Source organism: Kitasatospora sp. NPDC091335 (assembly GCF_044757205.1).
Lineage (GTDB): Bacteria > Actinomycetota > Actinomycetes > Streptomycetales > Streptomycetaceae > Kitasatospora.
Genome location: NZ_JBIVUM010000007.1, coordinates 191352 through 204298 on the forward strand (window position 1 = coordinate 191352; position 12947 = coordinate 204298).

Consider the following 12947-nt stretch of genomic DNA (forward strand, 5'->3'; position numbering starts at 1 on the left):
ACCGATTAACCGTGAGATACCCGCAAGACCGCAGCGTTCCGAATCCTAGGGAGACGAAACCGCGTGCGGCACCCCTAATCGACCCCAGGGGAAAGGGGTGGAAATCGGCCCGGGACGCCCCCGGCCGACGCCGTCGGACCGGGAATCGCGGGCGCCCTCGACCCGGCTCCGGAATTCCGTCCGGGAAATTCCATGCGGAATTCCGCGCCGTCGTCCGACGGCGCGGTCCCGTCCCCGCGGATCAGCCCAGCCCCAGCGTGGTCTGGCCCGGTGCCTCGGCGTTCACCAGCGCGGCCAGGTTGCCCACGCCCTGCTGGTTCGCGTACAGCATCTGGTGGCCCTCGCCGATCCGGTCGAAGGTGCCGCACCAGGTGATGCACGGGTCGAGCCGGCCGTCGGACATCAGCCCGATGACCGCGCGGTTCTCCTGGGTGTCCGAGCCGTGCGAGCCCTGGAGCCGCTTGCTGCGCATCCACAGGTAGCGCAGGTCCAGGTCGCCGTTGTAGCCGCTGGTCCCGCCGCACAGGACGACCATGCCGCCGTTGTCGCAGACGAACAGCGAGGTCGGCAGGGTGTCCTCGCCGGGGTGCTCGACGACGACGCGCGGGTTGCGGCGCTCCCCGAGGATCTCCCAGACCTTGGCCCCGAAGCGGCGTGCCTCGGCCGTCCAGGCCCTGGTCGCCGCCTCGTCGTCGAGGTCGGGCAGCCGGCCCCAGTGGGTGAACTCGCGGCGGTCGATCACGCCCGCGGCGCCGAGGTCCAGGCAGAACCGGACCCGGTCCGGGTTGGAGACCACCGCGATCGGGATGCCGCCGAGCAGCTTGACGATCTGGATCGCCGCCGAGCCGACGCCGCCGGAGCCGCCCCAGATCAGCACCGGGTCGCCGGGGCGCACGTGGTGCGGCGTCCAGTGGGTCAGCTGCCGGTAGGCGGTGGCGCCGGTGATCAGGTAGCCGCCGCCCGCCTCCCAGGACAGGTTGGCGGGCTTGGGGTGGCACTGGTGCTCGCGGACGACGGTGTACTGGGCGAAGGAGCCGTAGTTGGTCTCGTAGCCCCACGCCCGCAGGGACTTCGAGGCGAGCGGCTCGACGCCCATCCGGATGTCCTCGCCCGTCTCGTCCCAGGTCCCCCCGGAGAGGATGACCTCGTCGCCGACCTTGAACTGCCGCACGTCCTCGCCGACGGCCCAGACGACTCCCGAGCCGTCGCTGCCGCCGATGTGGAAGTCCTCCTTCGCGCCGAGCATCCGCTGCCGCATCGCGATGACGTCGATGGGTTCGCCCAGCGACGCCCAGACGTTGTTGTAGTTGATTCCCGCGGCCATGACGTACACCAGCACCTCGCCGCGACCGGGCTTCGGCACGTCGACGACCTCGGTCTGCATCGCCTTGACGGGTTCGCCGAAGCGGTCCTGGCGGATGACGGTCGCGTACATCTGTTCCGGCACGACGCCGAGCGGCGGAACCTCTCCGAGTTCGTAGAGCGACTTGGACACGAACGACTCCTCCGGGCAGTTTCGGGAATTTCCGAGGACCGGCGCGCAGAGCAGCGATGAGGACCGGTGGGAAACCGGCTGCCCTTCGACACGGTCGGTTCGCGTGGACGGTGGCGGGACGGTCAGCCGAGCCGGGTGCGGATCCGGTCGACCACGGTGTTCGCGTGCGCGTTGAGGTAGAAGTGGCCCCCGCGGAACACCTCGATCTCGAAGGGGCCCGAGGTGTGCTCGCGCCACCTGCGGGCCTCGTCCACCGTGACCTTCGGGTCGTCGTCGCCGACCAGGGCGAGGACCGGCACGGTGAGCTTCGGGGCGTCGGGGGCGGGGCGGTAGGTCTCGGCGGCCTTGTAGTCGCTGCGGATCACCGGGAGGACCATCCGGACCATCTCCTCGTCGTCGAGGAGGTTGGAGTCGGTGCCGTCGAGACGCTTGATCTCCGCGAGCAGGCTCTGGTCGTCGCGCCGGTGGATCCACTCGTCGCGCGGGGCGCAGGGCGCGCGCCGCCCGGAGGCGAACAGGGCGTGCGGGACGATGCCGAGGTCCTCCAGGCGCAGCGCCAGCTCGAACGCGACGGAGGCGCCCATGCTGTGGCCGAACAGCGAGAGCGGGCGGTCGGTCCAGGGCTTGACCACGTCGACCAGCAGGTCGGCGAGCTCCTGCACGGATTCGACGCAGGGCTCGTGCCGCCGGTCCTGGCGGCCGGGGTACTGCACCGCGAGGACGTCGACCTGGGGCGACAGTGCGCGCGACACGGGGAAGAAGTAGCTCGCGGACCCGCCGGCGTACGGCAGGCACAGCAGCCGGTGCCCGGCGTCTGGCGCGGGGTGGTAGCGGCGCACCCACAGATCGTCGTTTGCTGCCATGGCGACTGGAATCCCTCCGGCGGTCGGCGTGGTCGGACCGCGACACCGGTGAGCCGCCGCCGCGAACGCGCGGGACCGCGTGGAGACCCGTCTCACCTTGGTCTGCGGACGAAGGACCCACGAGCGTTCGTGGCCGCCCTCCGGTCGCCCGCTGCCCTGTCGGGACCTGAACGGCTCCTACCGTGACGGGCCCGGCCCCGGCCGGACAACCCCTAGCCGCGCCGCGCGGACGCGTGCGCGCGGTACCTCCCCCGCACCCCCGGTAGGGGATGCCCACCGGTGCCCCACCGACGCCCCGTCGACGCCCCGTCGATTCCCCACCCGGATTACGGGTCGCCGCTCCCCCGCGAGCCCGCGGGCGATTCGGTCCACGCCAGGGCCCGTCCTCGACAGGCCCTACATTGACCATGCCGGCCGGGCAAGGGGGCCGTTCCCGGGCGCGGCGAGGTTAGGGGGCGGCCCGCGGCGAACTTTAGGGGTTTCGCCGGGTGCGGCCGCGGGCCGGATCACGGACCGGATCCGCGGACCGGAGCGACTGGTTCCACCGGCCCGCGGCGCGAACCCGCTGGCTCCGCAGGCAGAACGTGTGCGGAACGCCCACCTCCGATTCCGCTGCGCATCACCCGGATGACACGGGCTGCTTCCGCCCCGTTGGACCTTCGCGGATATCCGGAACGCGCCGTCGCGATTCGGCCGCCATGGCCAACCGGAACAGCCGGTTCGGCGCCACCTCACCGTTGACTTAACGCACCGACCCGAAGGCCATCAGACGGCGGATCGCATGGTGCACCAACAGGTGGCCCCAGACCTCCTGTTCGACCCCCTCCGGGCAGCGGGACCGCAGCACCCGGATCGGCCCCAGCTGGTCGGCCGTCAGCTGCTGGAGGGCGGTCGCCGTCATCCCCCACTCGCGGTGCAGGGCGGTCAGCTCGGCGGCGGGGGCCTGTCCGGGGTCGAGCAGCGTGGTGAGCAGCCGGCCCGACTCCCCCGGCGCCCGCTCCTCGACCACCCGAACCGGCTCCGACCGGCCGTCCGAGGCCATCGAGAACTCCGCCAAGTACGAACCATCGCACAGTTGTTGACGAAACGTCAGCAACGTGCTCGGGCGGACCCGCCAGAGCAGGTCGGCTCCGCCCGCCGAGGCCGCCCGCCACAGCGGCGGGCCGTCGAACCCCCGGTGGTCGGCCAGCAGCAGGTCCCCGCGGCCGAGGCGGTCGAACAGGCCGCGGGCCAGGCCGGGTTCGGAGCGGCTGGGCGGACCCAGGGCTGCCGCGGTGACGACGTTGCCGCCGCACCCGGCCAGCACCACCACCCGGACCTGCGGATACCCGCGCCCGCCGAGCACCGGAGACCCGAAGTGCGCGACGTTCTCCGCCGTGTCCGGCGCGTCGAGGACGGTGCCCTCGACCGCCACCAGGCGCCGCCCCCGGTACCGGGTGCACCCGTCCGCCCCGACCGCGGAGGACCGGGCCGCCTCGGCGAACAGCTCCTCCAGCGGCTCGGACCCCAGCCGCAGCCGCGCCCTGGAGATCGCCGCCGCACTGGGCACCTGCCCGGGCGCGGAACAGCGCCTGCCCCAGGCCAGGCCCCGGGCGAGCTTCCTGGCCACCTCCTCGTAGCCGTCGCCGGGGAACAGACACATCGCCAGCACGAAGTAGACCGTCACCTCCGGCGTCAGCAGCCGCTTCCGTCGGCCCTCCCGGCCGCACCGGGCCACCACCCGGTCCACCAGCTCCGGCGGGTAGGCCCCGGTCAGCAGCCCGACCGCGATGCGGTCCGGCAGCCACCCGCCCGCCTCCGGCTTGAACTGTCCTGGTCGCGGCATCAGACACCTCCGGCGGATCAGGCTATCGGCCACCGCTTAAGTCAACGACCTGAAGCTGTACGGAAGTTCTAGCGGGACCCGATGAAGTTCGCCTAGGGTGAAAGTAGGTGCAAACCCGGGTAGTCAGACCCGTCGGCGTTCCCCCTTCGCACTGAACACGCCATGTATCCAGTTGCTCACCCAACGTCATGGAGGTTCAGGCGGCACGGGGGATCTCAGCCTTTCCGGTGCGGTGGATGCAGGGCTTTACACAACAACTCGGAGGCATTCTTGCTGATTCGCGCCGAGCAGCATGAAGCGTTGGAGTATTTACTGAATCAATTCGAGGGGCTGGCCGGCGGAAACGGCCGGGTGGTCCTCGTCAGCGGAACACTGGGAAGTGGTAAAACCCAACTACTGCACGAATTCGAGGCACTGGCGGCGAAAGAGGGCGCACTGGTCCTCCAGGCCACCGGTTCGCGGGCCGAGCGCGACCTCCCGATGGGAGTCGTCGAGCAACTGCTCCGCTGTGCCGAACTACCGAAGCAGCTCGCCGAGGAGATCCCCGGCCTGCTCTCGGAGGCGTGCGGCAGCCGTCAGGGCACCGGTCACCGGTCCGAACGACCGCAGGCCGTCGACAACGAGACGATCCGTCGGCTCTGCAACGCCCTGCTGCTGGCCTGCGAGGGGCGCTCCGTCGTCGTCGGCATCGACGACGTGCACTTCGCCGACACCGCCTCGCTCCAGGCGCTGCTCTACCTCCAGCGCCGGATGCGCCCGCAGCGCGTGCTCATGGTGCTCAACGAGTGGGACCGGCCGCAGCCCACGCTGCCGCTGTTCCGCGCCGAGGTCACCCGGGCGCCGCACAGCCGGATCCAGCTGAAGCTGATGTCCGAAGCCACCATCCGCACCATCCTGGAACGCACCGCGGACCACGCCATCGCGCCCCGACTCGCCCCGGCTGTCCACCGGTTGAGCGGGGGGAACCCGATCCTGGTCCACGCCCTGATCGAGGACAACCACCTCGAAGCCGGCCACGGCGGGGCCCGCCCCGACGACACGCCCGCGGTCGGCAAGTCCTTCGAGATGGCCGTCCTGGCCTGCCTGTACCGCTGGGAACCGCAGATCCTCTCGGTCGCCAGCGGCATGGCCGTCCTGCGCGAGCACACCACCCCCGCGCTGCTCGGGCGGCTGCTCGACCTCGACCAGCGCAGGGTCGGGCAGGCACTGGAGATCCTCACCAACGCCGGTCTCGCCACCGGCCACGAGTTCCGCCACCCGAACGTCGCGGCCGCCGTCCTGGCCTCGCTCTCGCGTGAGGAACAGACCGCCCTCTACACCCGGGCGACGAGGCTCCGGCGCGACCTGGGCATGGCCACCACGGACATCGCCGCCCAGATCGTCGCCGCCGGCGAGGCCGACGGCGACTGGACCGTACCGATCCTCACCGACGCGGCCGAACAGGAGCTGGCCGAGGGCAAGACCTCGACCGCGCACCTGTACCTCAACCTGGCGCTGGCCGCCGCCAACGACGACCAGCACCTGTCCACCCTGCGCCGCTACGTCCGTTCCACCTGGCCCGCCAACCCCAGCGCGGTCGCTCCGCACACCACCGCGCTGCGCGAGGCCCTGGTCGAGGGCAAGCTCACCGGCCAGGACGTCGTCGCCCTGATCCGGGCCCTGCTCTGGCGGGGCGACCTCACCACCGTCTCCACCGTCCTCACGGAGGCGCGGCGCTCGGGCGTCACCCTCGGACACGAGGACGGCGTCGACGTCCTGCACGCCTTCCACTGGTTCTTCGGCCCGTCCTTCACCCGGTCCTGGAACCTCGACGAGCTCTGCCGCGGCTCCGCGTCCGGCGGTGCCCGGCGGCCGGCGGCGACGGAGGCGATCGAGGCCTTCTCCCGGGTCTGGGCCCGGGGCGGCGACGCGGAGAGCGCCTCGATGGCCGAGCGCGTCCTGTCCTCCTGCCGGGTGGACGCGATGCCGCTGGAGACGGTCACCACGGCGATCCTCGCCCTCGCCGACGGCGGCCAGCCCGGCCGCGCGCTGCTCTGGTGCGACGAGCTGATCGGCCACGCCACCCGCCGGGGCGCCACCACCTGGCTGGCCCAGCTCAAGGCGGCCAGGGCCGACGTGTGCCTGCGCGACGGCGATGCCGAGGCCGCCGCCGAACTGGCCTCGGACGCCCTCTCGTTGGCGGGCGAGGAGAACTGGGGGGTGTCGATCGGCTACCCGCTGTCGGTGCTCATCCAGGCCCACCTCGCGCGGGGACGGACGGACGACGCCGCCAAGGAGGCCGGCCGGGAGGTCCCGAGCGCCATGTTCGAGACCGTGCTCGGCATCCGCTACCTGCACGCCCGGGCCCGGCTCGCCCTGGCCACCGGCCGGACCGCGGAGGCGCTCGACCACCTCAGGACCTGCACACGAAGACTCAGGGTCTGGCGACTGGACGTCCCCGCCCTGATCCCGCTCACCGCCAGCCTGGTCGAGGCCACCTTCCGGGCCGGCGACCCGGAGGGCGCCCGGCACCTGGCGGCGAGCCGGCTGGAGGAACCGTCGCTGGACGACCGCACCCGGGGCGTCCTGCTCCGGATCCTGGCCGACCACGAGGAGGGCGGTGCGGAAACCGTCCTGCCGCATACGTCTGCCCACCGTCTACGCGCGTCCGGCGATCGGCTGGAATCCGCCCGTCCGATGGCCGGACCGCACCGGGCCCGGGCCCGGCCCGTGGCGGCGACGGCAACGGCGACCGCGACCGCGACCGCGACCGCGACCGGCGTGGCCGACGGCGGCGCCGGGTTCGTGCTCGACGAGGAACCGTGCGAGAGCGGGGCAGCACGCCCCGGCGCGCAGACCCGCACCGGTGACGGCCTCCTCGGCAGGGGAGCCGAGTCCGCGCTCCCGCTGGGACCGTCCCCGGCGCCCGGCCCCGGCAAGGTCGCGCCCCCGGTGGTCACCGGCCTGAGCCGGGCCGAGCTCCGGGTCGCCAAACTGGCCGCGCAGGGCGACAGCAACCGGGAGATCAGCGACAAACTCTGGATCACCGTCAGCACGGTGGAACAGCACCTGACACGCATCTACCGGAAGCTGAACCTGAGCGGCCGGGCGGGTCTGGCGATGGTGTTCCGCCCGGAACTGCTCCCGGCGGACACCGCCGTCTTCCGCGGCCCGGCCGGCTCCGCCCCGGCCGGTCCCGGAGTCGGCTTCCACCCGGTGGAGTTGGCGTGCCGCGCCGCCGCCCAGGTCGAGGTGCCGGCCGCCGTCGGCGAGGCGGCCGGACGGACGGCCGACGGCGTCGCCGTGGGCTGACCGGCACCGGCCGGCCGCCGGCCCGCGAGCGACGGGCACCCCCGCGGAGGTTCCGCGGGGGTGCCCGTCGCCGTGTCCGGTGCCGTGTCCGGCGGCGGGCCGGTCCCGGCCGGGCCGGCCTCAGGCGGTCGCGGTCCCGACGACCCTGGTCGGGCTGATCCGGACGACCACCCGCAGCACCTCCGGCGGGAGGTCGAGGTACTCCTGCCCGGCGCCGGGCCCCTCGTACTGCTCCGCCAGGGCCACCGCGAGCGCCCGCCCGGTGTCCTCGGCCACCGTGGCCAGGCCCCGGACCTCGACGTAGCGCAGCGGGTCGGCCGGGTCGTACACGGTGAGGCTGGCGCGCGGGTCGCGGCGCAGGTTGAGCTCCTTGCGCCGCCCGGCGGCGGTGGAGAGCAGCAGGTCGTCACCGTCCCGGCCGACCCAGACCACCGAGGTCTGGGGACTCCCGTCCGGGTTGAGGGTGGCGAGCACGGCGGGAACGGGCGCGTCGAGCAGTGCGCGCGCGGAGTCGTTCAGGGTGGCTGTCATTCGGGCGAGGCTAGCGCTCTCCCTCCCTTCCCGCGCCCGTTCCCGCCATTCTCCCCCGCACCGCCGCCTCGCACCGCCGCCTCGGACCCGGCCGCCGTTCAGGCCAGGTCGCGCAGGCGGCGGACCGAACCGGACGCCAGGATCGCCGGGCCGGCCAGGCTGCACACCGCCACCAGGAGCAGGGCCGTCCGCGCCCCCCAGGCCGAGGAGGCGGCACCGGCCAGCAGTGCGCCGACCGGTATCGCCCCCCAGGAGACGAACCGCACGGTGGCCATCACCCTGGGGAGCAGCTCGGGCGGGGTGTGGGTCTGCCGGTGGGTGCGGGTGACGATGGTGGCGACCACCACGCCCGCCGAGAAGCCCGCGTTGCCGACGGCGAAGACCAGTACCGCCCAGCCGGAGCCGGCCGCCGGGAGCAGGAAGGTGAAGAGCGCGGCGAACAGCGCCGACCAGCGCAGGGCGCCGCCGCTGCCGACCCTGGAGATCACCCGGGGCGTGAGGGCCGCGCCGACGAGGCTGCCCAGGCCACCCGTGGCCATCAGTGCGCCGACGGCGGCGGCCGGTGTGCCGAGGTCGCGGACCAGGAACACCGGGGTGAGCGTCATCAGCGCGCCGGCCACGAAGTTGACCGCGGTGGCGTCGGCGGCGCACGGCCCGATCACCGGGTGCCGGACGACGAAGTGCCAGCCCTCGCGGATCTGCTCCCGCACCCCGGCACCGCCCTCGCGGGCGGCCTGTCGCGCCGGCCGCGGCAGGCTGCGCAGCAGCGCGGCCGAGACCAGGTAGCTGATCGCGTCCAGCACCATCGCGACCGCGCCGCCCACGAGTTGGACCAGCACCCCGCCGAGCGAGGGGCCGGCCAGCTCGGTCGCGGCACTGGTGCCGGAGAGCAGGCTGTTGCGGGCGGTCAGCTGGTCCCTGGCGACGATCGAGGGCAGGAGTGTCGCGTTGCCGACGTCGAAGACCACGCCCGCCAGCCCCGTCAGCAGCGCGACCGCCACCAGCTGCGGCAGGCCGAGCACCCCCAGGACGGCCGCCACCGGCACCGAGGCGACGGCCAGCGCGCGCACCAGGTCCATCACCACCTGGGTGCCGCGCAGCGGCAGCCGGTGGACCAGGACTCCGGCCGGCAGCCCGACCAGCAGCCAGGCCAGGTAGCCGGCGGCGGTGATCAGGCCGACCTGCCAGGCGGCCGCGTGCAGGGTGACCACGGCGATCAGGGGCAGGGCGACGTTGGTCACCTGGTCCCCCAGCCGGCTGACCATCGATCCGGTCCAGAAGCGCCAGAACACCCCTGTGCCCGGCCGGTGTTGCGCCTCCCGCTCGACCGTGCGGCCCACCACGACGGCCGTCGTCCGCGTCGTCACGTCCATATCCGATTCGACCCCTTCTGTCGTCATCGCCCCACCCGTCCGCCGGCACGGCGCGGCCGCCCCGCCGCGACGAGTGGGCTTCCATGCGGAACTCACCGGAATCGGCGCCCGGACCGCACTTCCAAGCGATGAACCCCGGCTACGTGCGACCTCCCGGGTGCCGGCCGTGGCCGGCGGCACCCACCGCCCCGACGCTCCGGGCGCCGGACCGAACACCGGCCGCCGCGCCCCGGGCCTGACCGGACGCCGACTGCTGGAGCCTCGACTCCCAGCCGCCGACACCGACTTGACCGGCCCTGACGCGGCCCCGGCGGCGAGCTACCGCCACCCCGGTGCCCACGCCCCCGTGGTCTGGACCACTCGCTCGGGTGGGGAGGGGTCACCGGCCCGGGCGAACGCACCCCGGAGCCCGGCACCCACCACGAACAAATGGCCGAATCCACCGCCCGCGACCCTCGCGTCCACGGCGTCGGCACCCGACACCCGGACCGGTCGGCCGCGTTCGCCGAGTACGCCCGCATCCCCTTCCCGCCGCTCTCCGGCACCGGCCTCCCGCCGGTCACCGTGCTGCTCCTCCGCCCGCCTGCCGAGCATCGGACGTCAGCCGGCACAAGCGGCTCACCCTCGTCCTGGACCTCACACGAACCGTTCGTGGAGTCCTCTACCCGGTGATCGGCCCGGCGGGATCGGTGACGGGCGCGATTGGCTTGATCCATCACCCGGCGAGGGCTGCCGGGCGGGCGCGGCCGCGCGGGCCGGGGCGGCCCCGGAGGCCGCGGCGGGCGGAGGGCCTCCAGGGGTCACCAGGGTCTCGCCGGGGAACGCCTTCGCGGCCTCCGAGCCCCACCGCTCCGCGACGAAGGCCCGGCGCGCCCTCTCGGAGGGGTCCACCGTCACCTTCCGGCAGACCCCGGCCGAGGACCTCCCCGTCCCGTGGCCCGACGCCCACGAGCGCCTTGCCGCCGCCCGCGCCGCGGCCGTCTCCCGTCCGGCCCGACCGTCCGCGCGGAGCCCGACCGGCACCCCGACCGGCACCCCGACCGGCGAGGTGCCCGGAACATCCCCTTCCAGATTGTGACGTGCCCCTGTCTAGTTCGTTCCCGTCCCGGTGTGGTGGGATGGGCTCAACGGGGTGGTGAACCGCTGACGGGGGTGTTTCGTGGTGCGGAGTGGACGGCTGCGGGAGCTGGACGGGGACGCGGCGCGCCTGGTCGCCGTAGGGCTGGTGCGACTGGGGGCGCAGGAGTGGCTGGGGCCCGAAGGCGGGGCGCCGGCCTGGGTGGGAGGACTGCGGGCGGCCAGGTTCGCCGACGGCTGGCTGGCGTTCGGCGACACGTCGGCCGCCGGGCTGCGGGTGCCCGCGCCCGCGGTACTGCGGGCCGTCGTGGACCGGGCCGCGGAGCTGGTGCTGCGGTCCTGCGGGGAGGACGGTCCCGCGGCGCTGGAGTGGCTGGGGCAGCGCTCGGCCGAGGCCCGCGAGCAGGCCCGGCGGGAGGACGTCGCGCACCCGGCCGAGCCCTGCGCGCTGACCATGGTGTGGCACGGAGTCCAGGCGCTGGCCGCCGACGACGGTCCCGGCCACGCCCGGCGCTGCGAGGAACGCGGCGAGGCGTACGTGCGGGAACGGCACCGCCGCCAGGACACCATGGCGCTGGTGCTGTGTTGCACCCGGATCGCCGCGGCCGCGCTGGTGGAACTGTGCGAGGGCGATCCGGAGCGGATCGCCGGATGGCTGGAGCGGGACGCCTCGCCCGCCATGCCCCGGGACGGCCGGGTGCCGCTGTGGGTACCGGGGCGCCCCTGGCAGCCGGCCGGCTGAACGGGCCCCGCGGCCGGGCGGTCAGGCCGCGTCGAGCAGCCGGGCGACCTCGGCCAGGGCCGGCCCCAGCGGCAGGTCGAGCCGGAGCCCGGCGAGTTCGTCGCCGCGGGTCGGCCCCTGGTTGACGATCGCGACCGGCAGCCGGGCCTTGGCCGCCCGGCGGGCGAAGCGCAGTCCGGACAGCACCGCGAGGGAGGAGCCGAGGACCACCAACGAGCTCGCCGCGTCGACCAGTTCGAAGCAGTGCCGGACCCTGGGCGCCGGGACGTTCTCGCCGAAGAAGACGACGTCGGGCTTGAGCACGCCGCCGCAGTCCGGACAGCCGGCGACCCGGAAGCCGTCCACCAGCGGCCGCGGTAGCTGGGCGTCGCCGTCGGGCCGCAGCTCGGCCCCGGGACGGCGGAAGCCCCGGTTGAGTTCCTCCAGCCGCCGGTCGAGTTCCGCCCTGGGGCTGGTGCGCCGGCAGCCGAGGCAGACCACCCGGTGCAGTCCGCCGTGCAGTTCGACGGCCTCCCGGGTGCCGGCCGCGTGGTGGAGGCCGTCCACGTTCTGGGTGATGACCGCGGCCACGTGCCCGGTCCGGCGCAGCCGCTCGACCGCGTGGTGCCCGGCGTTGGGCCTGGCCCCGGCGATCGCGGGCCAGCCGGTGTGGCTGCGGGCCCAGTAGCGGCGCCGGGCGTCCGCGCTGCCGGTGAACTCCTGGTAGGTCATCGGGGTGCCGCTGCGGCGGCGGCCGGTGGCGCCGCGGTAGTCGGGGATGCCGGACTCGGTGGACAGGCCCGCCCCGCTGAGCACCACCGCGCCGCGCCGGTCCAGCAGCCGCACCAGGGCTTCCAGCTCCTGCCCCGCCGGGACGGCCGGTCCACCGGGGTGTTCGAACGGGTCCATACCGTCGAGGTTAGACCGCGGGCCCGGGGTTCCCGCCCCGGCGGGACGGCTCCTCCCCGGCACCGTGAACGTCGGCACCGGGGACGTCGGCACCGCCGGCGAACGCCGCGATCCGCTCCAGGGGCGGGTTCCAGCCCCGCGTGGTCTCCACGACCAGGCAGGGGACGTCCAGCGCGATCGGCACCCAGGACTCGATCGGCCGCTCCCCCCGGGCGATCCGCCGCAGCAGCTCGCCGTCCGCGTGGACGGCTCGGGCGGGCGTCCGCGCGGCCCTGCGGGCGATCCGGTCGCGGGCGGTGCCGGGGTCGACGGCGCAGCGCACGATGCGCAGCTCCGCCAGGTCCGCGAGCGGCTCCAGGCCCGGCCGCCACAGCCGGTCCTGGTAGGCGGCCTCCGCCACCAGGTCGGTCCCCGCGCGCAGATGCGCGCCGATGGTGTCGAAGAACTCCGCCGGCGTCCGCCGGTCCGGGTCGCCGGTCCGGAGGCCGACGGCGTCGGCGAGTGCTCCGGCGACCATCCGCTCCTTGATCTCGTCCCGGCAGACCGCCGGCCGGCCGAGCGCCTCGGCCAGGGCGTGCGCCAGCGTGGTCTTGCCGGCGCCGGGCGGGCCACTCACGGCGAGGAGGCGGGGGCGGCCGGTCGTGGCCGGGCCTCGCGCGACGATCGGGTGTCGTGTCATGCCTGCCGAGTCTGCGCCGGACGGCCGCCGACCGCCACCTCCCCTGCGGGTGGCGGGCGGCGGGACCGCACCGGCGAAGCCGCCGTTCCAGTGGACCTTGCCCCCGGGAAACCCACCCGACGCGAAGGTGAACGGAGACGAACTGCCGCTACAGGAGCAGGTGTTGCCTCGCGGTGACAGACG

At 74.3% G+C, this 12947-nt stretch carries 9 protein-coding genes; 2 read left to right on the top strand and 7 right to left on the bottom strand.

The genetic code is table 11. The features are described from left to right. Positions 1 to 241: 241 nt before the first annotated feature. The 3 genes from ccrA to ACIQOW_RS17380 all read right to left on the bottom strand — a co-directional run bounded on the left by ccrA (position 242) and on the right by ACIQOW_RS17380 (position 4183). Positions 242 to 1495 carry a crotonyl-CoA carboxylase/reductase gene (gene ccrA / locus ACIQOW_RS17370; protein ID WP_401085410.1) on the bottom strand — a complete coding sequence of 418 codons (1254 nt, stop codon included), beginning with the start codon at positions 1493 to 1495 and terminating at the stop codon, positions 242 to 244. Between the two features lie 122 nt (positions 1496 to 1617). Further along, positions 1618 to 2358: a thioesterase II family protein gene (locus tag ACIQOW_RS17375; protein WP_401085412.1), complete on the bottom strand. Its 741-nt coding sequence runs from the start codon at positions 2356 to 2358 to the stop codon at positions 1618 to 1620. A gap of 742 nt (positions 2359 to 3100) precedes the next feature. After that, positions 3101 to 4183 carry an IS4 family transposase gene (locus tag ACIQOW_RS17380; RefSeq protein ID WP_401085415.1) on the bottom strand — a complete coding sequence of 361 codons (1083 nt, stop codon included), beginning with the start codon at positions 4181 to 4183 and terminating at the stop codon, positions 3101 to 3103. Positions 4184 to 4483: 300 nt separating this feature from the next. On the opposite strand from ACIQOW_RS17380, the gene ACIQOW_RS17385 reads away from it, so the two are divergent. Continuing rightward, positions 4484 to 7474, top strand: coding sequence for an AAA family ATPase (locus ACIQOW_RS17385; protein ID WP_401085418.1), 2991 nt, complete (start codon positions 4484 to 4486; stop codon positions 7472 to 7474). Between the two features lie 120 nt (positions 7475 to 7594). On the opposite strand, the gene ACIQOW_RS17390 is transcribed toward ACIQOW_RS17385, so the two are convergent. After that, positions 7595 to 8005, bottom strand: coding sequence for a PPOX class F420-dependent oxidoreductase (locus ACIQOW_RS17390; RefSeq protein WP_401085421.1), 411 nt, complete (start codon positions 8003 to 8005; stop codon positions 7595 to 7597). A 98-nt stretch (positions 8006 to 8103) separates the two neighbouring features. Next, on the bottom strand, positions 8104 to 9378 hold the full coding sequence (locus tag ACIQOW_RS17395; protein WP_401085424.1) for an MFS transporter: 1275 nt from the start codon (positions 9376 to 9378) through the stop codon (positions 8104 to 8106). A gap of 1162 nt (positions 9379 to 10540) precedes the next feature. On the opposite strand from ACIQOW_RS17395, the gene ACIQOW_RS17400 reads away from it, so the two are divergent. Beyond that, a complete protein-coding gene (locus ACIQOW_RS17400; protein WP_401085427.1) occupies positions 10541 to 11197 on the top strand; it encodes a hypothetical protein in 657 nt (218 codons plus the stop codon). Between the two features lie 21 nt (positions 11198 to 11218). Here the strand turns inward: ACIQOW_RS17400 and ACIQOW_RS17405 are convergent, their stop codons facing one another. Then, entirely contained in the window at positions 11219 to 12085 is an 867-nt protein-coding gene (locus ACIQOW_RS17405) for an NAD-dependent protein deacetylase (RefSeq protein WP_401085430.1), read from the bottom strand. Between the two features lie 10 nt (positions 12086 to 12095). Further along, positions 12096 to 12764, bottom strand: coding sequence for an AAA family ATPase (locus tag ACIQOW_RS17410; RefSeq protein ID WP_401085433.1), 669 nt, complete (start codon positions 12762 to 12764; stop codon positions 12096 to 12098). Between the last annotated feature and the right edge of the window lie 183 nt (positions 12765 to 12947).